Genomic DNA, 19,957 nt, shown 5'->3' with positions numbered 1-19,957 from the left:
AATGGGTTTGTCACCCAGTGTTTCATTGATGCGCAACCCGTCGATTTTATCGGCCACCCCTTCATCGTCGACGCCCATGCAAGCCGGGGTGCGCGCGCCGCTGCGCGCCGGGTCGGTGGTTTTCGATGCGTGCCAGATCGGCGTGGTGCTGCGCGCGGTGCTGTTCGTGGAGACAGTCGTCGCGATTGTCGCGCTGTTTCTCGCGCCCACGGTGTCCGAGTGGCTGCTGCTTGCCGCAACGGTGACGGGCGGCGCGTTGCCCGCGACCTTGCTCTGGTTGCTTGCCGCATGTGCGCTCAAGAAGCTGCTTGGCCGGCTTCCGCTGCGAGGGCAATACGTGGCCGGGGCCCTGCTTGGGGCGATCTCGGGCCTCTACGGGTGCGGGCTGCTGCGCTTGACGGGCGTCGTCGGCACAGCGCCTTGGGTTGCCAGTGCGTTGGCGGGCGCCTTGTTTGCAAGCTTGATGATGGCGGCGCTGGTGCTGCGAGCCAGGGGGCAGACCCCGGCGGCGACCACCGCAAGGCTCGAGGAACTGCAGTCGCGCATCCGGCCGCACTTTCTCTTCAACACGCTCAACAGCGCGATCGCACTCGTGCGCGAAGAGCCTGCGAAGGCCGAAGCGATGCTTGAGGACCTGAGTGAACTGTTCCGGCAGGCGCTGGCCGACCCCGGCGAGTCGGTCACCCTTGCTGATGAGATCGCGCTGGCCGAGCGCTACCTTGCCATCGAACAGGTGCGTTTCGGCGACCGCATGCGCGTGCGCTGGGACATCGACCCCAATGCCAACTCGGCCCGCCTGCCGCCCCTGCTGCTGCAGCCGCTCGTGGAAAACGCGGTCAAGCATGGCGTCGAGCCGAGCCCGGAAACCGCCAAGCTGCGCATCCGCACGGAACGCCGGGGCAGCATGGTGCTGATCGAGGTCATCAACAGTCTTCCTCCTCTGCGCTGGGCCGACGAACCCCTTCCGCGCGGCCACGGCATCGCACTCGCCAATGTGCGCGACCGGCTGCGCCTTCTGCACGACATGCAGGCGCAATTCAGCGCCGGCATGGACCAGAAGAACTACCGTGTCCGCATTGCCATTCCCGCTGGATCATGAGCACTCTTCGCACCCTGATCGTCGATGACGAAGCGCTGGCGCGCTCCCGCATGCGCGCGCTCCTGGCCGACTGCAACTCGCCCGCCGCCGAAGTCGTGGCCGAGGCCGCGAACGGCGACGCGGCATTGAAATGCCTGGCCGCCACCCATTTCGATGTCGTGCTGCTCGACGTCCACATGCCCGGCATCGACGGCCTTGAACTTGCGCGCAGCCTTCGCAGCCAGCAAGGTGCGCCAGCCGTGGTGTTCGTCACGGCCTATGCCGCGCACGCGGTGACAGCCTTCGAGCTCGAAGCGGTCGACTATCTGACGAAGCCCGTCAGGGGCGAACGCCTTCAACAGGCTTTGCAGAAGGTCGAGCGGCATCTCCGAGACCGGCGGCCGGCGCCCGCGGAGGAACCGCAAGACGTGCTGCTCATCCAGGATCGCGGCCGCACCGAGCGCGTGCCGTTGTCCGAGGTGCTGTATCTCAAATCCGAGTTCAAGTACCTCACCGTCCGCACAGTGTCTCGCAGCCACATCTTCGACGGCTCGCTTTCCGAACTCGAGGAGCGCTATCCCGCGCGCTTCGTGCGGGTGCACCGCAATGCGCTGGTGGCACGTTCGGCGATTCGCGCGCTCGAGAAATACGACGATGGCGAGGATGCCGAAGGCTGGGCCCTGCGGCTCGACGGCGTTCCGGAGCCCGTCGTGGTTTCGCGTCGTCAGCTGTCGACGGTCCGAGAAGTGCTGAAGGAGCCGCGATGAGTGCCGCGCCGGGCCGCCCCAAGCAAGCTCGCACCGCAGTGCGCAGCACGGAGGTTAGGTCATGAGTGACGTGATCGAGTCCGAATCGAAGGCCCAGGCGGAGACCGAAGAGGAAGCCCTGTCTGCGGAAACGCAACCCGAACGCGTCCTGCTGCACATGCCGGTCGACGTGCGCAGTGCGTCGCTGGTGGTGCTGGCCGTGTTCGCCAGCGTGTTTGCGTTGCATTGGGCGGCGGCAGTCTTCATTCCACTGCTGGTGAGCCTGATGCTGACCTACGCCCTGTCGCCGTTGGTCGATCTGCTCGAGCGCTGGAAGATCTCGCGCTGGATCGGCGCGGCCGTGATCCTGCTCGGCATCGGCGGCGCCTTCGGCTGGACCGGCTATTCGCTTTCCGGCAATGCTTCGGCGCTGCTCGATTCATTGCCCGTCGCCGCGCAGAAGCTTCGTCTGGCGATGCACACAGGTCCCCGCAACGCTGACCCGAGCGCGCTCGATACGGTGCAGAAAGCCGCGGCGCAGATCGAACAGGCTGCGGAAGAAAACTCGGCCAAGGTCGCGGCCCGGAAAGGCGTGGCGCGAGTGATCGTCGAGCGGCCGTCCTTCAACGTGCGCGATTACCTGTGGAGCGGCACTGTCGGCCTCATCGCTGCGGCCGGGCAGCTCACGCTGGTTGGTTTCCTGACTTTTTTTGCCCTCGGTTCGGGGGATACCTTTCGCCGCAAGCTCGTGAAGATCACGGGCCCCAGCCTTCAGAAGAAAAAAATCACCGTGCATGTGCTGGACGACATCACCTACCACATCGAGCGCTACCTGATCGTCCAGATCCTGACCAGCGCACTGGTCGGCGTTGCCACGGGCCTTGCCTTCTGGGCCATCGGGCTGGAGAACGCCGCGGTGTGGGGCATCGTGGCGGCGATCACCAACCTCATTCCCTACATCGGGTCGGTCATCGTCATGGCGGCCGCGGGGCTGCTGGCCTTCCTGCAATTCAATACCGTTCAGATGGGGCTGCTGGTCGGTGGGGTTTCGCTGCTGATCCATACCTTGGTGGGCAGTCTGCTGATGCCCTTCCTCACGAGTCGTTCGAGCCGCATGAATCCGGTCGCCGTGTTCGTCGGCGTGATCTTCTGGGGCTGGCTCTGGGGAATCTGGGGGCTGCTGCTGGGGATTCCGATCATGATGGTCGCGAAGGCCATCTGCGACCACGTGGAGGACCTGCAGCCGATCGGGGAGCTGTTGGGGGATTAGTCATCTGCCGCAGGTCGATCAGCCCCGATCGCGCATCACGCGGGGCGTGGTGTTGGCCAGGATAGTGGTGAGGTCCTGCAGCGCGATGTTCTTGGCGGGATCGATGCTGAGATCGCGCAACCTCAACTGCGCCAGCGTGGCGGCCATGCGTGTCGCGCGTTCGACGTGCATCGGCTGCAGGTACCGATCGATGCTGGGCATCAATGCTTCGACGCTTTCGTCGGCGGCGGTCGCGAAGGTCACGCGTGCGGTGGCGCCCGGTGCAATCGAAAGACGCACGCGTAGGCAGGCGATCGGATGGAGGCCATTGATCGGCGTGCCGCCGGGCGCCAAAGGTTGTGGGTCGAACGCCGGCGTCGCGGGTGCGCGATTGCGTCCGACGAAGGCGCGCCGGTCGGTCATACAGTCGACGGACAGCACCCGTGCATCGACCGCCGCGACGAAGTGCGCGGCAGCCACCCCCGGGTCGCCGTGCAAACGGGGCTTGCGTGACATCAGCAGCGCGCGCCAGGCCGGCTCCCAGCGACTTTCGACGAAGAGGTTGGCGAAAGCCGGATGCGCCTCGTCAGCCTTGGGGTTGGACAGCATCGGCTCGAAAAAGGAGATGAGATCCAGCGTGCGCGTTTCGCTGCCAGTGTTGTGCAGCGAAACCGTGCGCAGTTCGGCGTCGTCCTCCGGGCTGATGAGCACCGTGATGCGCGCCTGCAGCCCGGGCCCGCTCGCGTCGAACTGGACCTGGTCGGCCAGGAAGCGAGCGCGGTAGCGCCAGTGCTCTCCGGGGGCGGGAAGGGCGGTCAGTGAGGAGAGCGCGGGGCTGTGCGTGTCGCGCACGTAAAAGAAGGTGCCGTAGCTGTCGCGCAGCGGATCGTCCCGCCAACGGCTCACGTTGAACGAGCGCCAGCGACTCACGCCGGCGCCGTTGGCACGCAGGGCCACCGTGTATTTGCCGTTCGACAGCAAGTGCGTGGGCTGAAAGCTTGGCTCCATGGGATCGACCACGCGCGGCTGGAAGATCGGCGGCGCCTCGCCAGTCGCGGGCTCCGGCGGCGTGCGCGGATCGGCGCTGCCGATGATCTGTCGCGGCGTGCGCTCGTGCAGCAGCGACTCGTGCGCCTGCACCAGCGGCGCGCTGCCGAACCAGCGGCGTGGCGCATCGTCGCGGACGGCATTGCACAAGGCCACGAGCGACATGCCGTGGTGATGCGCCATGACGTTGCGCACGACAGTGAAAGGCTGCCCCGCGGGTTGACGCGAGACGGTGAAATCGATCGCGTCGAAGAAGCCGAACTCGCCGCGTCCGCCGAGCGACTCGAGCAGCCGCAGGTTCACGACCGCGTCGGCCGGCCGGAGCAGCGCCGCCATCACGGTGGCATAAGGCGCGACGACGCGATCGGTCGGCGGCGTGCGACGCAGCGCAAGCCGCGGCACTCCGAAGGGCGAGTATTGGTAGGCGAGCGAATGGTCCTGCGCGAAATAGGCCGACTCGGAAACGCCCCACGGCAGGTTCTGCATGGAGCCGAAGGCCTGCTGCTCGCAGATCGCGGCGAGGTTCGCCACCTGCAGCAAGCCGCCGACCGGCTCCGCCATCACGAGCGCCGGCATCAGGTATTCGAACATCGAACCCGACCAGGATTTGAGGCCCGGCTTGACGCCCACCGAAAGAAAGGGCCGGCCGAGCGCCATCCAGTGGCGCCGCGGCACGTCGCCCTTGGCGATGGCAAGGAAGCTCAGGAGGCGCGATTCGGAGGCGAGCAAGTCGTAGTAGCTCGCATCCAGCGCGTTCTCTTCCACCCGGAGACCGATGTGGAAGAGGTGGCGCTTGGTGTCATAGAGCCCGCGGAAATCCATGCCGGCGCACAAGGTCTCGCAACGCTGGGCGAGCATCTCCAGCTCGGCGTTTCCGGCGGAGAAGCTCCGGCAGGCCTGTGCCACGGCAATGAGATGGCCTGCCAGGTTACCGCTGTCCACGCTCGACAAGTAGGCCGGCGGCAGCATCCTCAGCGTGCGTGTGTCGTACCAGTTGTAGAGATGACCCTCGTGCTTGTCGAGGCGGTCGATGGTGTCGAGCGTCGCGGCGAGCCGGGCGGCGAGCGCCTTGGTGTCGATCCACCCGAACTCGCGCGCGCAGCAGCACGCCAACAGGTACATGCCGATGTTGGTCGGCGATGTGCGGTGCGCGATGGTGGGTTCGGGTTCGAGCTGCAGGTTGTCGGGCGGCAGGTGGTTGTCCTCGGGCCCGACCACATGCTCGAAGAAGTGCCAGGTGTCGCGTGCCAACGTTTCGAGGTAGCCGCGCTGTTCGGTGCTCAGTTCGCCTTCGGTCTTCGCCGGCATGCGGCTGCTCCACCACGCGGCGACGGGGGCCAGCGCCCACAGCACGAAGAGAGCGGCGCCCAGCTGCGGATACGGGCTCCACAACGACGCGACGGCGAATGCCATGCAGACGGCGCTCGTGGGCGCTGCACTGCGCAAGAACGCCTGCAGATCATAGCGCGCCTGTGTCTGCGCCTGGGCCGCAGTCGTCCATTCGAGCAGATGCCGGCGGCTCACGACGAGCCGCCACGCGGCGCGCGCGGAGGCATCGAGCAGCAGGCGCGTCTGCGCTGCCAGTTGCACGAATTGCCACGCGGCGCTGGCCGTGGCGCGCAGGAACTCCGCGACGCCGACATCGAAGAAGTGGGGCAGTTCGATCGAGCGCCGCGTCGGCACCAACCCTGCGAGCGCCCCCAGCAACGGGCCGAGCACGAGCGCCGCGCCGACGGCGGCGAGCGCCCAGTTCAACGGGAACGAATCGGTGAAGACGACCCATGCGAGCAACGCCGTCGACGCCGGCACGACCATGGTTCGCCGCAGGTTGTCGCCCATCTTCCACAGTCCGAGTGCGTCGATGCCGAAGCGTCGTGCGCGCAGCATCAGCGGCAACAGCTGCCAGTCACCGCGCGTCCAGCGGTGGACGCGCGAGGCGGCAACGCCGGGATGGTGCGGATGGTCTTCGATCAGGACCAGGTCGCTCACCACGGTGCAGCGGGCCACCGTGCCTTCGAGCAGATCGTGGCTCAGCACGACGCCGTCGGGCACGCGCCGGTCCAGCGTGGCATGGACGGCCTGCACGTTGAGCAGGCCTTTGCCGGTGAAAGATCCGGTGCCGAAGACGTCCTGGTAGAGGTCGGAAGCGCTGTTGCTGTAGGGGTCGAGTCCGCATTGGCCCGCGAACATCCAGTGGAACGGCGAGCGCTCGCGCCGCTCGGGAAAGGGTGTGACGATGCGTGGCTGGAAGATGCCGAAACCAGCCGTCACGCGCTGGCCGGCCCCGTCGATCTGCGGCGCGTTCAGCGGATGCGCCGCCACCGCGACGAGTTCGCGCAGCGTGCCCGGGGGCAGGCCCGTGTCACTGTCGAGCGTCAACACATAGGGGATGCGTGCCGCGAGCTGCAGTCCCCCGGCCGTGGGTACGAAGCCGCTCGCATCGTCGACGGCAAGAAGGCGCAGCAGCATCTCGAGCTTGCCCCGCTTTCGCTCCCAGCCCATCCAGCGTTGTTCGGTATCGGACCAGGTCCGCGGACGATGCAGCAGAGCGAAGCGCGGAGGAGCGCCCGCCGGTGCGGGATACGTTTCGTTGAGCGCTGCGATGCGCCGCACCGCATCGTCCAGCAAGGCCGCGTCGTCAGGCATCGAGGCAAGCGGCGCATCGGCCCAGTCGGTCAACAGCGCAAACTGCGCATGGTCCTCCCGGTTCGCGAGCCAGTGGAGTTCGAGGCGATGGGCGAGCTGCGCGTTGGCTTCGAGCGAACTCAGCATGGACGGAATGACCACCAGCACGCGATGCACTTGCGGAATGCCTTCCGCGAAATCCAGCCGCGGCAGCGGGCGCACCCGGGTCGACTCTGCCACGATGCGGTGCACCAGCGCGATCACGGCTTCGGAAAGCGGCCATGCAAGCAGCACCAGCGCTACGATCGAAGTCCACGCCGCGTCCGGCCATCCGGCGCGATTCAAGCCGTGTACCGCCGCAGCCAGCAACAGCGCAGTGCCGGTGACGATCGTGAGCAGGTAGAGCGGCAGGCGCCAGTTGCGGTGGGCGATCTTGCGCAGAGAAAGCGGCAGCGCGCCGTTGCCGCGCGCAGGCGCCAGCGCGGCGGTCAATGCCGGACGGCCTTCGCCGAAAAGGTAGTAGCCTGCCGTTCGCTCGGCCAGTGACCAGCGGTTCGCGTCGTCCAGCTCGTGCGGATTGGCCGCGGCATCGAAGGCCAGCCGCACGACCGCCTGGGCGACTTCGCGCTCGGGGCGGCGATTGATGCGCGCGACCTGCTCCATCGCGTGCGTAATCTGCTGGCGCGTGATTTCGCTTTCGCGGCTGAAGCTCGGAAGCTCGCGCAGCACGCGCAAAGACCGGCTGACCGGCTCGATCAGGTCGGCCCACTCGACTTGGCCGATCATGCGCAGCGTCGTGATGATATTGCCCACCGTGAGGTTGGCGGCGGCCTGCGCGGTCTGCGCGTCCGCGATCAGCGCGGGGCCGTTCGGGCAGTGCTGTTCGGTCCATTTGACGAGCGCAGGCGCGTCGTTGCCGTGCTCGACCGGCAGGCGCTGCCACAGTTGGGTGAGATAGCTTTCCTGCATGCCGCGGCTTTGCAGCGCACGGTAGAGCACATCGAGGTCTTGCACGGAAAGCGACTCGCCCGCATCCCACGCCGCGTGCGCGACTTCGCTCGCTACCTTGTTCTCGGCGATGCTTTCGGTGACGCGCCGCAGGTTTTCCAGCAGCACCACGCGCAGCGTGGTCGGCAGCGCCCACAGTTCGCCCAGCGTAAGTTCGTCGACGTCCTGATAGGCGTTGAGAAAGGCGGTGAACAGCTCATTGTTCAGCACGCTGTCGGTATGGGCCACATAGGCCCAGGCGATGCCGTAGACGCGCGGCAGCCCGGCCAACGGCGCCGCCGCGAGCTTGGGCAGGCGCGCGTAGTAGCTGCGGGGCACGCCCTCGCGAATCTGTTGGAGCTGCGCTTCGACGAGATGAAAGTTGTCGAGCAGCCATTCGGCCGCAGGGGGCACATAGCGCCCGCTCTGTGAAATCAGCGCGATGTAGTCGAAGGCCCCGCGCAGCGATTCGAGGTTCTTGTCGACCCGCGGGAAAAAAGGCGTGGCGTCGCCGCGAGAGCTGCCGCGCTCCACCACCTGTGCACAGGCCAGGCTGTGGCCGTGCTGTTCGAAGCGTTGCGCGCCGAACAGTTCGGCGCGGATCGGTGGTTCGACCGGTTGGTGCGGACCCAGGAGGAGATGGCGTGCGTACCGGCTGAGCGCGTTGAGCCGGTCGACGACCGCGGCGGCGCTCAAGCGACCGCGAACAGTCCGATGGCGAGCACGATGGCCACGCAGGCCATCGTCACGATGCGGCCGGCGGCGACCGAACGCACCCGCTGTAGATGGCTCCCGACGGCAAACCATCGCCCTTGTGCCAGCGCGCAATGTCGCATGTGAGCTGCCAGAGCATCGAAGTCGCCGCTGACGAAGTCGATTGGGGAACGGGCAAGCGATTGCGGGGAAGACATGGCGAAGATTCCTGTGAACGACCCTTGAGCCGCCGCGCGATTGCGAGAGCTGTGAACGTAGGGGACAGGGTACTCTTCATTGCATACCCTTTATTTCTCATTCGCCGCTGGTTGGTGTAGGTGTCGGCGGACGACGCGTGTTCTCGCCCTTCCTCAGCCGGTGTTCCGCAGCCCCGCTGCGACGCCGTTGATCGACATGTGAATGCCGCGCTGCAGCCGCTCGTCCACCTGCCCGGCGCGATAGCGCCGCATCAATTCGACCTGCAGGTGGTGCAGCGGATCGATGTAGGGAAAGCGATGCCGGATCGAACGCTGCATCTCGGCATTGCCCTCCAGCCGCTGCCGGGCGCCTGTGATCACGACCAGCGCGTCCGATGTACGGTGCCATTCGGCCTCGATCATCGAGAAGATCTTCTGCCGCAGCTTGCGTTCCGCCACCAGTTCCGAGTAGCGCGAGGCCAGGGCGAGGTCGCTCTTGGCGAGCACCATGTCCATGTTCGACAGCAGCGTGCGGAAGAAGGGCCATTGCACGTACATGCGTTGCAGCAGCGCGTGGCGCTCCTTGCGAGCCGCCGGATTGCCCGCCGCCAGGAACTGCTCGATCGCGGAGCCGAAGCCGTACCAGCCGGGCAGCGTGAGCCGGCATTGCCCCCAGCTGAAGCTCCACGGTACCGCGCGCAGGTCTTCGATGTTGCGGTTCGGATTGCGTGAAGCAGGCCGCGAGCCGATGTTGAGTTCCGCGATTTCGCGGATCGGCGTGGCGCTGAAGAAGTAGTCGATGAAGCCGGGCGTCTCGTACACCAGCGCGCGGTAGGTGGCCATGCTGGCAGTCGACAGTTCCGCCGCCGCGGCCATGAAGGCGCTTGGCGCCGCCTTTGCTGTCGGCAGCAACGTCGCCTCCAGCGTGGCCGCTACCAGCGTCTCGAGGTTGCGCCGGCCAATCTCGTGATTGGCGTACTTCGAACCGATCACCTCGCCCTGCTCGGTCAGCCGGATCTGCCCGCGCACCGTGCCGGGCGGCTGCGCGAGGATCGCCTGGTAGCTCGGACCGCCGCCACGTCCCACTGTGCCGCCGCGGCCGTGGAACATCCGCAGCCGGATCGGCACACGGCTTTCCGCATTGAGTTCGTCGATCAGCGCCACCAGCGCCAGGCCGGCGCGATAGAGCTCCCAATTGCTGGTGAAGATGCCTCCGTCCTTGTTGCTGTCGCTGTAGCCGAGCATCACGTCCTGCTCGGCGCCCGAACGCTGGATCAGGGCATGGATGCCGGGCAGTGCATAAAAGGCCCGCACGATCGGCGCTGCGTTGCGCAAGTCCTCGATGGTCTCGAACAGCGGCACGACGATGAGGTCGCAGGTGGCGTTCTCGGCCAGGGTGCCGCGCAGCAGTCCCACTTCCTTCTGGAGGAGCAGGGCTTCCAGCAGATCGCTGACTGTCTCGGTATGGCTGATGATGTAGTGGCGGATGGCTGCCGCGCCGAACCTCGCGCGCGCGGAGCGTGCCGCCGCGAAGATCGCGAGTTCGCTCTTTGCCAGCGGGGAGTAGTCCGCATCGGGCACGCGCAAGGGGCGTGCGTCATCCAGAAGACGCAGCAGCAGCGTCTGCTTGGCCTCTTCGGCCAGCGCGGCGTAGTCAGGCTCGATGCGTGCAGTGGCGAGCAGTTCGGCCACGACGGCTTCATGCTTGTCCGAGCTCTGCCGCAGGTCCACCGTGGCGAGATGGAAGCCGAACACTTCCACCGCACGGATCAGCGGATGCAGGCGCGGGGTGGCCAACACCGCGCCGTGCTGGTCCACGAGCGATTCCTCGATGGTGCGCAGGTCGGCCAGGAAATCCTCGGCATGGAGATAGGGGTTCTGCGGCGGCACCGCGTGGCGCGCGGCCTGTCCGCCGGTGAGGTCGCGCAACGTGGCCGCAAGCCGCGAATAGATGCCGGTGAGCGCGAGGCGGTAGGGCTCGTCCACGCGATGCTCGTTCTTGTCGGGCGAGCGCTCGGCCAGTGCCTGCATCTCCACCGACACGTCCACCAGTGTGGCCGACAAAGAGAGTTCACCGCCCAGGAAGTGCACTTCGGTCAGGTAGTGGCGAAGTGCAAGCTCGGCTTGGCGGCGCAATGCGTATTCGAGCGTTTCGGCCGTCACGTTGGGATTGCCGTCGCGGTCCCCGCCGATCCACTGGCCCATGCGCAGGAAGGGCGCCACGGAGGGGATGCTGCCGCCGCTGCCCAGGGCTTTTTCCAACTCGGCGTACACGCGGGGGATCTCGCGCAGAAATGTCGCTTCGTAATAGCTGAGCGCGTTCTCGATCTCGTCGGCCACAGTGAGCTTGGAGAAGCGCAGCAGGCGCGTCTGCCACAACTGCGTGACGCGGGTGCGCATCTGCTTCTCGTTTTCCGCGTACTCGTGCGGCGTCAGCGCGTCCTTCTTGCCTGCGAAGGCGAGTTGTCGCAACGCGATCTCGTCGCGCGCGACCAGCAGTTGTGCAATCGCGCGCTCGGCATCGAGGATGCTCTTGCGCTGCACCTCGGTCGGATGCGCCGTGAGCACCGGGGAGACGTAGCTGTGCGCGAGCGATTCCACCACCGCTTCAGGCTTGATGCCGGCCTTTCGGATGCGTGCGAGCGCAACGTCCAGACTGCCCTCGGCGCTGTCTCCGGCACGTTCGGCCTCGGTGCGGCGGCGGATCTGATGCCGGTCCTCGGCCAGGTTGGCGAGGTGGCTGAAGTAGGTGAAGGCGCGAATCACGCTCACCGTCTCGGCAGCGCTCAGGCCCTTGAGCAGGTTCTTGAGAGCGCGGTCCGCCGCGTGGTCCGCATCGCGCCGGAATGCGACCGACAGCGTGCGGATCTTCTCCACCAGCGCATAGGCTTCCTCGCCTTCCTGCTCGCGGATCACGTCGCCCAGGATGCGTCCGAGCAGTCGGATGTCAGCAATCAGCGGCTGGTCTTCATCACTCGTCCTGCGCTTGGGGGCTGCAGGGGAGGGGGTCGTCTTCATTCGAAACTTCTCCTCGTCAGATGGGCCTGCGGCGACGTTGCTGCGGCGCAACATGCTAGCATCCCCACAGGTACTCTCTCTCACTGGAACGGTCTTGAGCAACATCGTGATCGCCACGCGCGAAAGCCGCCTGGCAATGTGGCAGGCCGAACATGTCAAGGCGCTGCTGCAAGAACAGGGCCACACCGTCAGTCTGCTCGGCATGACGACGCGGGGCGACCAGATCCTCGATCGCTCGCTCAGCAAGGTCGGCGGCAAGGGCCTGTTCGTCAAGGAACTCGAACTCGCGCTCGAAGAAGGGCGCGCCGATATCGCGGTGCATTCATTGAAGGATGTGCCGATGGATCTCCCTGAAGGCTTCGCGCTGGCCTGCGTGCTGGAGCGCGAGGATCCTCGCGATGCACTGGTGTCGCCACGTTATCCCTCGCTGAAGGCGCTGCCCATGAATGCGGTGGTCGGCACGTCGAGCTTGCGGCGCGTGGTGCTGCTTCGCGCGCTCCGACCCGATCTGCGGATCGAACCCTTGCGCGGCAATCTCGACACACGACTGCGCAAGCTCGACGAAGGGCAATACGACGCGATCGTGCTGGCGGCCGCCGGGCTCAAGCGGCTCGGTCTCGAAGGCCGTATTCGCGAGACTTTCGAGCCTGACACCATGCTGCCCGCTGCCGGCCAGGGCGCGCTCGGCATCGAAGTCCGTGCAGATCGTGCGGACCTGATCGCGTTGCTGGCGCCCTTGTCGAGCCGACCCGACGGGCTCGCCACGGCAGCCGAACGCGCGGTGAGCCGCGCAATGGGCGGCAGTTGCTCGATGCCCTTGGCGGCACATGCGCGGTGGCAGCCCACGGGCGCGCTGCGTATCGACGCGGCCTGGGGCGACCCTGAAGGCGCAGCGCCGCTGGTGCGCGTGCATGCCGTCGCGGAGGCGGCTGACTCTGCCCAGGCAGGGGCACTCGGCGACACCGCTGCCAGGATGCTCCGCGCGGCGGGTGCGCATTGAAATGATCCCGCGACGAGTGATCGTCACGCGCCCCGCTCAAGAGGCGGCGAAATGGGTCGACGCGCTGCGTGCGGCGGGATGCGATGCCGTCGCGTTGCCGCTGATCACCATCGCGCCGCTCGATGACCCCAAAGCCCTCGATGCCGCGCGGCAGCGGATTCACGACTACGACGCCTTGATGTTCGTGAGCGCGGCGGCGGCCGGGCATTTCTTTCGCGATACGGCTGTCGCAGCCGACGCGCGCTGCCGCTTCTGGGCCACCGGCCCCGGTACGACACGCGGACTGCGCGAAGCCGGGGTGCCTGCGTCGTCGATCGACGCGCCGTCCTCCGACGCCGCGCAGTTCGATTCCGAGGCCCTTTGGCAGCTTGTGCGACCGCAAGTGCGGCCCGGCACGCGGGTGCTGATCGTTCGGGGCGGGGACGCGTCCGGACAGGCCACCGGTCGCGAATGGCTCGCGCGCGAGATCACTGAGGCGGGAGGCACTTGCGACGCCGTGGCCGCCTACCGGCGGCTGGCACCCGCATTCGGCGAGGACGAGCGACGCGCGGCGGTCGAAGCCGCGGCCGGCTCGCTGATCTGGCTGTTCAGCAGCTCGGAATCCATCGCCAACCTGCGTCGCATGACCCCCGACACCGATTGGCGCGCGGCGCGTGCAATCGCCACGCACGAACGCATCGCGGATGCCGCGCGTGCCGCGGGTTTCGGCAGCGTCCGCATCTCGAACCCGTCCCTGCCGGCGCTGATCGCGTCGATAGAATCCTTCGCATGAGCGACGCTTCCGTCCTGATCGAGCCCGTGCCGGATTCCACCGCACGCCCCACCGTGCAGGCCGCTCCCCTGGCCGGCGCTTCGGCCGCCGCTGCGCTGCTGTCGAGGGTGCTGCTCGGACTGCTTGCGGTCGTCGCGGTGGTCGCCCTCATTGTCTCGATCACGCTCTGGCAACGGGTCAGCGGCATGCAGGAACAACTCGCGCGCCAGAGCGCCGACGCCCTGGCGCAGTCCCTGGAAGCGCGGACCCTTGCCCGGCAGGCGCAGGAGGTCGTTCGCGACACGGCCGCGCGTCTTGCCCTGACCGAGACGCGCGTCGGTGAAGTTGCACTCCAGCGCTCGCAACTCGAGGAACTCATGCAGAGCCTGTCGCGCTCCCGCGACGAGAACCTGGTGGTCGACATCGAGGCCGCCGTCCGGTTGGCATTGCAGCAGGCACAGGTCACGGGCAATGTGCAGCCGCTGTTGGCGGCACTCAAGGCCGGCGATCTGCGGATCGCGCGCGCCGCGCAGCCGCGTCTCGCGCCGTTGCAGCGCGCAATGCAGCACGATGCCGACAGGCTGCGCGCCACTGCCAACGGCGATGCGGGCGACGCGCTTCAGAGAATCGACGAACTGATCCGCAGCGTCGATGACCTGCCAGTGGGCAACGCGGTCGCGGTACGTGGCAGGGGCGTGAATTCGCTCCAGACCGAACCCTTGCCGCCCGGTGCGCCATGGTGGGAACGCTTCCTTCTCTTGGTGCAGAACGAGGCCCGCTCGTTGCTGCGCGTCGGTCGCATCGAGCGACCCGAAGCGGTGCTGCTCACGCCCGACCAGACATTCTTCCTGCGGGAAAACCTGAAGCTCAAGCTGCTCAACGCCCGGCTTTCCGTGTTTTCGCGGCAGGTCGAGACAGCCCGCAGTGAACTGGCTTCCGTGTCGGCATCGATCAATCGCTATTTCGATCCCGCCTCGCGCCGCGTCCAGGCCGCGGCGACCTTGCTCCAGGAGATCCAGGCGCAGGTCAAGACCAGCGAGCCGCCGCAGGTCGAAGAAACCCTGGCCGCACTTGCCACGGCCGCCGCCGGTCGCTAGGGTCATGCGCGCAGCTCTCTGGCTTCTCGGACTTTTTGCCGTCGCGGCCGCGGTGGCGCTTTTCGCGGGCAACAACCAGGGCACGATCACCGTCTTCTGGCCGCCATGGCGCGTGGATCTGTCGCTGAATCTCGTCCTGCTGCTCCTGTTTGTCGCGTTTGTCTTCCTGCATTTCGCGCTGCGTGGGTTGTCGGCGCTGTTTTCCCTGCCGAAGCAGGCGCGCCAGTGGCGCCTGCAGCAAAAGGAGCGCGCCCTGCACGCTTCCCTGCTTGACGCGGCGGTTCAGCTTCTCGCGGGCCGCTTCTCGCGCTCGCGCAAGGCTGCATTGGCTGCGCTGGGTCAGGAGAGGGCGCTTGCCGCGCTGGATGCCCGGCTCCCGCAGGCGCACCAGGTGCGCGTCATGGCACATCTTCTGGCGGCGGAGAGCGCCCAGTCGCTGCAGGATCGCCCGGCACGCGACGCCCATCTACAGCAGGCGCTCAACGAGAGTGCGGAGCGAGGATTGACGGTCACGCCGGAAACCCGCGAGGGCGTGCAGTTGCGTGCCGCGCGGTGGGCGCTCGACGATCGCGACGCACCGGCCGCCTTGGCGCGGCTCGAGGAGTTGCCTCATGGCGCGCAACGACGCACCCTGGCGCTGCGGCTTCGGCTCAAGGCGGCCCGGCAGGATGGGAGAACGCTGGAGGCGCTCGAAACCGCGCGTCTTCTCGCCAAGCACCGCGCGTTCTCTGAATCCGCCGCCCAAAGCATCGTGCGCGGCCTGGCGACAGAACTGCTTTCGGGCGTGCATGACTCGGCCCAATTGATGCGTGCATGGGGTGCATTCGAGGATTGGGAGCGCGAAATGCCCGAAGTCGCGATCCACGCCGCCCAGCGCATGGTGGCTTTGCGCGGCGACCTGACGACGGCGCGCGCCTGGCTGCTGCCGGTCTGGGAACGGATGGTCCAGCAGCCGAACAGTCTCGGCGAATCCCTTCGCGTGAAGCTCGTGCGGGCGCTCGAGGCGGGCCTCGATTCGGTCGATGCCGAATGGCTCGCTCGCATCGAATCGGCGCAACGGAACAACCCCCGAGACGCCAATCTGCAGTATCTGGCCGGCATGGCCTGCATGAAGCGACAGCTCTGGGGCAAGGCGCAACAGTTGCTCACACAGGCAGGACTGGGCTTACAAGACGCTAATTTACACAGGCGGGCCTGGCAGGCGCTTGCGCAACTCGCCGAAGCCCGCGACGATGCCGATCAGGCCTCTGCAGCCTGGAAGCGTGCCGCGCAAACTGAAAACCCTTGATCCTTCGCGGCGGCGTGAGGAAACGTGCTATTGAATTCATAGCACTCTGACCAATAGCCTCGGCCATTCGGACGGGGCCGGGTATTTTGGATGACGTCTCGGATCGTCTTTTTCCTACGTCTTCCTCTGCCTAATGAACTACGCCAAGAAAGGGTTTGAGTGGCAACCTTTCCTGTTGTACAGTGCGTAACTGTTTGCAAAAGTATTCATTCTTGGGTCACGATGAGGTCGGTCTTGAAACGCTTTTCACTACATGCAGCTTGTTTGATCGCCGTAGGGCTGTTGGTGCAAGGCTGCGCGCCGTTGGCCCCCGGGTTCCGTTCCTCGGGCAATGACGCTGCGAAAGCCGTTTCGCCTTCAGGTTTCTCGTCGCCCGGGATCGACCCGCCGCCGGCCGGTGCCATCACCGAGATCACGCCCGAGTTGATTCGGGCCCAGCGCGCTGCCACTCAGCTGACCACGCTGGGTCCCGAAGTCATGGGGCTGCTGGGTGAGCCGGGTCCTTACCGGATCGGACCGGGTGACGTCGTGGGCATCACTGTGCTGGACCACCCGGAAATTGTGTTCAGCACCACTCCGGCTACAACGGTGGCTGACCCGGCCAGCGTTTCGCCGGCGCCCGGCTACATCGTGTCGAACACGGGACAGTTGAGCTTTCCATTCGCCGGCTCGCTCAACGTGGCCGGCATGACCATCCAGGAAATGGAAGACGCGCTCGTCAAGCGTCTGTCGCGTGTTTACAAGAACCCCCAGCTGAGCGTGCGTGTCGAGGCCTTCCGGAGCAAGCGCGCCTACATGGAAGGTGAGATTCGGGCGCCTGGCCTGCTTGTGTTCACCGATATTCCGATGACGCTCTCCGAGGCGATCAATCGCGCCGGCGGCATAGCGCCCACGGGCGATCGCTCGGCCATCAACCTGACGCGCGATGGCAAGACGACGCGCATCAACCTGATGGCCATGGCGGACGCGGGCATCGATCCCAGCCGCATTCCCTTGAAATCCGGCGACATGATCTATGTGCGCAATCGCGACGAGAGCAAGGTCACGGTGATGGGTGAAGTGACGCAGCAACTCGGCCTGCTGATGCGCAATGGAAAGCTCTCGCTCAACGACGCCCTGACCGAAGCGGGTGGTGTGAATCTGACCACCGCGAATCCGCTTCAGATCTATGTGATCCGGAACGAAGAAAAGGGCGGCCAGGCGATCTTCCATCTCGATGCGGCCACGCCGACAGCCATCGCGATGGCGGACGGCTTCGACTTGCGTGCGAAGGATGTGGTTTATGTCGACCCGGTGCCGCTGGTGCAGTGGAATCGCGTCCTGAACCTGGTTCTCCCAACCGCCACCACCGCGACGACGTATCGCGCGGTCATCAGGCCGACCCCGTAGGCGCGACCGACGTGACCATCCGAAACGTCCTCATCGTGTGCATAGGAAACATCTGCCGCAGTCCAATGGCCGAGGGCTTGTTGCGAGCCGCGTTGCCGGAAACGCAGATCACCTCCGCCGGGCTCGAAGCGCTGCTCGGGCAGTCGGCGGATCCGATCGCCTGCGAGTTGATGGATGAACGCGAAATCAACATTGCCGGTCATCGCGCGCAGCAGGTGAGCAAGGACATGTGCCAGCGGGCCGACCTGATTCTGGTGATGGACCGCCAACAACGGCGCGAGATCGAGGAGCGCTATCAATTTGCCACCGGCAAGGTATTTCGGCTTTGCGAGTTCAGCGATCAGGATGTGCCCGACCCGTATCGCGCGGGCCGCGATGCATTCCGGCGCGCGCTGTCGCTCATAGAGGATGGTGCCCAGCAGTGGGCCAAACGCATTTCTAGAGTATCCAGCTGATGAACTCCCCCACCACCCCCAAGCCCAGCCCCAGTCCCAGTCCCAGCTCCTTCGGCCCGACCGAAGAGGAGGATTTCGACCTCGGGCGATATGTCGAGGTGCTGCTGGCGAACAAGTGGCTGATTGCCGCGATCACGCTGGTCGTGTTCGCGGTCGGATTCGTCTACGCATTCCTGGAAAGGCCCGTGTATGAGACCAATATGGTCATCCAGGTCGAAGAGCCGGACACCGGCGGCAAGGGCGTCCTGGGAGAGGCCGGCGGCCTGATCGACCTGAAGACGCCGGCGAGTGCGGAAATCGAAATCCTCCGCTCGCGCATGATCGCAGCCGAAGCGGCCGACGCGACGAGGCTCTATATCGCGGCGGCTCCGCGCTACGTTCCCTATATCGGAGGCTGGATGGCCCGCCGCTCGAGCGGCCTCTCGGAGCCCGGTTTCCTGTGGCTCCAGGGCTATGTTTCGGGCCAGGAAGCCATCGTGGTCGACCAATTCGAGGTGCCGGCAGAACTCGAAGGCACGCTCTTCACCATCACCGCCAAGGGCGATGGCAATTACACGCTTTCGGGGCCGGGGTTGCCCGAGCCGGTGGCAGGCACCGTCGGCACGCTCCTCAAGACCGATTCGGCGCGCGGACAGATCGAATTGCTGGTGTCCAAGCTCGCCGGCAAGTCCGGCGCGGACTTCAACGTCCAGCGATTCGCCAAACTGCCGACCATCATCGCCCTTCAGAACAGCCTGAGCGCGTCGGAGCGGGGCAAGGCATCCGGCATCATCAATGTGTCGCGGCAGGACACCGATCCGTACAGGCTGACGCGGATACTGCGCGCGGTCGGCGACCAGTACGTCAAGCAAAACGTCGAACGTAAATCGGCGGAAGCGCAGAAGACACTCGCCTTCCTCGACGTCCAGTTGCCGCAGTTCAAGAAGCAGCTCGAGGCTTCGGAAGAAGTCTACAACCGCTATCGCAACCAGAAGGGGACGGTGGCCTTCAGCGAGGAAGCCAATCTCGTGCTGGGTCAGGCGGTGGATCGCCAGACGAAGTTGCTGGACGCGCAGCAGCGCCGGCGCGAACTGGAGGCCCGCTTCACCTCGAACCACCCCTTGATCCAGACACTGGACTCGCAGATCGCGGCCCTGAAGACAGACATGGCCGAGATCCAGACGAAGATCAAGGGGCTGCCGGCGATCCAGCAGGAAGCGGTTCGCATGGAGCGCGACGTGAAGGTGAACACCGAGCTGTACCAGTCGCTGCTCAACAACGCGCTGCAGTTGCGTCTCGTGAAGGAAGGCAAGGTCGGCAACGTTCGCGTGCTCGACGAGCCTGTGTTGCCGCTCTACCCGATCAAGCCGAATCGCAATGTCATCATGGCGGCCGCGTTGGCGCTGGGGCTGTTCCTCGGCATCGTTGCAGCGTTCGTGCGCAATGCCTTCGTCGAACGCCGGATTCGCGATCCTTACGAAGTCGAGGCCAATACCGGGTTGCCGGTGTTCTCTTCCATTCCGCTGAGCGGCAACCAGGACGCCATCGCCAAACGGCGCTTGACTGGCGCGACCGGCGTCAGGCTGCTCGCGATCGAACATCCGGATGACCCCGCCGTGGAAAGCCTGCGGAGCCTGCGCACTGCGATGCAGTTCGCGATGCTGGAGTCGCCCAACAACCGGGTGCTGATCACCGGGCCGACGCCGGGTGTCGGCAAGAGTTTCGTGTCGGCGAATTTCGCGGCACTGATGGCCGCCGCCGGACGCCGCACCTTGCTGATCGACGCCGACCTTCGCCGTGGCCATACGCACCAGTATTTCGGCTTGCAGCGCCACGGCGGGCTGTCGGAATTGATTGCCGGCAGCCTGACGATTCAGCAAACCGTTCACCGGCAGGTGGTTCCGAGCCTGGATTTCCTGGCGACCGGCCAATTGCCTCCGAACCCGGCCGAGCTGCTGGTGTCGGACTCCTTCAAGTCGACGCTGGATCGTCTGTCCGAGCAGTACGACCTGGTCGTGATCGACACGCCGCCGGTACTGGTGGCCGCCGATACCAGCACGGTTGCCTCACATACGGGCACCGTGCTGTTGGTGGCACGGTCCGACCTGTCGACCATGGGTGAGATCAAGGAAAGCACGCGCCGGCTTTCCATGGGCGGCAAGGTCGCCACCGGCGTGCTGCTGAATGCGATGAATATCGGACGCCGAGGCTACAGTGCCTACAAGTACGGCCGCTACCGCCACACCAACTACAACTACGAGAGCATCCTGCCCGAAGAGCAGTAGGAGTGCTCGCCCCCAGGCTTGCCCACTTCGTGTGGCCGCCAACCCCCTGCCGGGGGCAACACCAGCGGGCCGG

13 protein-coding genes are annotated in these 19,957 nt (G+C 66.0%); 10 read left to right on the top strand and 3 right to left on the bottom strand.

Annotated features, from left to right (window positions below; genetic code table 11):
* The first annotated feature begins 28 nt into the window (after positions 1–28).
* From AC1DHL_RS14375 to AC1DHL_RS14365, 3 genes are all read left to right on the top strand, one after another.
* On the top strand, positions 29–1,099 hold the full coding sequence (locus tag AC1DHL_RS14375) for a sensor histidine kinase (protein WP_478162377.1): 1,071 nt from the start codon (positions 29–31) through the stop codon (positions 1,097–1,099).
* Complete coding sequence (locus tag AC1DHL_RS14370; RefSeq protein WP_478100711.1) at positions 1,096–1,845, top strand: LytR/AlgR family response regulator transcription factor; 750 nt, start codon at positions 1,096–1,098, stop codon at positions 1,843–1,845. Before AC1DHL_RS14375 ends, AC1DHL_RS14370 begins: the two co-directional genes overlap by 4 nt.
* 61 nt (positions 1,846–1,906) lie before the next feature.
* A complete protein-coding gene (locus AC1DHL_RS14365) occupies positions 1,907–3,094 on the top strand; it encodes an AI-2E family transporter (protein ID WP_478100709.1) in 1,188 nt (395 codons plus the stop codon).
* Positions 3,095–3,112: 18 nt separating this feature from the next.
* On the opposite strand, the gene AC1DHL_RS14360 is transcribed toward AC1DHL_RS14365, so the two are convergent.
* From AC1DHL_RS14360 to ppc, 3 genes are all read right to left on the bottom strand, one after another.
* On the bottom strand, positions 3,113–8,428 hold the full coding sequence (locus AC1DHL_RS14360) for a glucoamylase family protein (RefSeq protein ID WP_478162363.1): 5,316 nt from the start codon (positions 8,426–8,428) through the stop codon (positions 3,113–3,115).
* Positions 8,425–8,643, bottom strand: coding sequence for a hypothetical protein (locus AC1DHL_RS14355; protein WP_478100705.1), 219 nt, complete (start codon positions 8,641–8,643; stop codon positions 8,425–8,427). Before AC1DHL_RS14355 ends, AC1DHL_RS14360 begins: the two co-directional genes overlap by 4 nt.
* Before the next feature lie 153 nt (positions 8,644–8,796).
* Positions 8,797–11,640, bottom strand: a complete 2,844-nt coding sequence (ppc, locus tag AC1DHL_RS14350) for a phosphoenolpyruvate carboxylase (protein ID WP_478100703.1) — start codon at positions 11,638–11,640, stop codon at positions 8,797–8,799.
* Positions 11,641–11,692: 52 nt separating this feature from the next.
* On the opposite strand from ppc, the gene hemC reads away from it, so the two are divergent.
* From hemC to AC1DHL_RS14315, 7 genes are all read left to right on the top strand, one after another.
* Entirely contained in the window at positions 11,693–12,640 is a 948-nt protein-coding gene (gene hemC, locus AC1DHL_RS14345) for a hydroxymethylbilane synthase (protein WP_478100701.1), read from the top strand.
* Between the two features lies 1 nt (position 12,641).
* On the top strand, positions 12,642–13,412 hold the full coding sequence (locus AC1DHL_RS14340) for a uroporphyrinogen-III synthase (RefSeq protein ID WP_478100699.1): 771 nt from the start codon (positions 12,642–12,644) through the stop codon (positions 13,410–13,412).
* Positions 13,409–14,488: a uroporphyrinogen-III C-methyltransferase gene (locus tag AC1DHL_RS14335; protein WP_478100697.1), complete on the top strand. Its 1,080-nt coding sequence runs from the start codon at positions 13,409–13,411 to the stop codon at positions 14,486–14,488. The genes AC1DHL_RS14340 and AC1DHL_RS14335 overlap by 4 nt, the downstream gene beginning before the upstream one ends.
* Before the next feature lie 4 nt (positions 14,489–14,492).
* Positions 14,493–15,776: a heme biosynthesis HemY N-terminal domain-containing protein gene (locus tag AC1DHL_RS14330; RefSeq protein WP_478162362.1), complete on the top strand. Its 1,284-nt coding sequence runs from the start codon at positions 14,493–14,495 to the stop codon at positions 15,774–15,776.
* A 303-nt stretch (positions 15,777–16,079) separates the two neighbouring features.
* Complete coding sequence (locus AC1DHL_RS14325; protein WP_478100693.1) at positions 16,080–17,165, top strand: polysaccharide biosynthesis/export family protein; 1,086 nt, start codon at positions 16,080–16,082, stop codon at positions 17,163–17,165.
* A 17-nt stretch (positions 17,166–17,182) separates the two neighbouring features.
* Positions 17,183–17,620: a low molecular weight protein-tyrosine-phosphatase gene (locus AC1DHL_RS14320; protein WP_478100766.1), complete on the top strand. Its 438-nt coding sequence runs from the start codon at positions 17,183–17,185 to the stop codon at positions 17,618–17,620.
* Positions 17,620–19,884, top strand: a complete 2,265-nt coding sequence (locus tag AC1DHL_RS14315) for a polysaccharide biosynthesis tyrosine autokinase (protein WP_478162361.1) — start codon at positions 17,620–17,622, stop codon at positions 19,882–19,884. The genes AC1DHL_RS14320 and AC1DHL_RS14315 overlap by 1 nt, the downstream gene beginning before the upstream one ends.
* The last annotated feature ends 73 nt before the right edge of the window (positions 19,885–19,957 follow it).

The organism is Variovorax sp. 10L426, assembly GCF_056395305.1.
Note: the sequence above shows the minus strand (reverse complement) of the source record. Positions and strands in the feature narration are given on the sequence as shown.

Coding starts and splice junctions, on each gene's coding strand:
- AC1DHL_RS14375 (WP_478162377.1), top strand. CDS start 29: ATGCGCAACCCGTCGATTTTATCGGCCACCCCTTCATCGTCGACGCCC.
- AC1DHL_RS14370 (WP_478100711.1), top strand. CDS start 1,096: ATGAGCACTCTTCGCACCCTGATCGTCGATGACGAAGCGCTGGCGCGC.
- AC1DHL_RS14365 (WP_478100709.1), top strand. CDS start 1,907: ATGAGTGACGTGATCGAGTCCGAATCGAAGGCCCAGGCGGAGACCGAA.
- AC1DHL_RS14355 (WP_478100705.1), bottom strand. CDS start 8,643: ATGTCTTCCCCGCAATCGCTTGCCCGTTCCCCAATCGACTTCGTCAGC.
- ppc (WP_478100703.1), bottom strand. CDS start 11,640: ATGAAGACGACCCCCTCCCCTGCAGCCCCCAAGCGCAGGACGAGTGAT.
- hemC (WP_478100701.1), top strand. CDS start 11,693: ATGCTAGCATCCCCACAGGTACTCTCTCTCACTGGAACGGTCTTGAGC.
- AC1DHL_RS14340 (WP_478100699.1), top strand. CDS start 12,642: ATGATCCCGCGACGAGTGATCGTCACGCGCCCCGCTCAAGAGGCGGCG.
- AC1DHL_RS14335 (WP_478100697.1), top strand. CDS start 13,409: ATGAGCGACGCTTCCGTCCTGATCGAGCCCGTGCCGGATTCCACCGCA.
- AC1DHL_RS14330 (WP_478162362.1), top strand. CDS start 14,493: ATGCGCGCAGCTCTCTGGCTTCTCGGACTTTTTGCCGTCGCGGCCGCG.
- AC1DHL_RS14315 (WP_478162361.1), top strand. CDS start 17,620: ATGAACTCCCCCACCACCCCCAAGCCCAGCCCCAGTCCCAGTCCCAGC.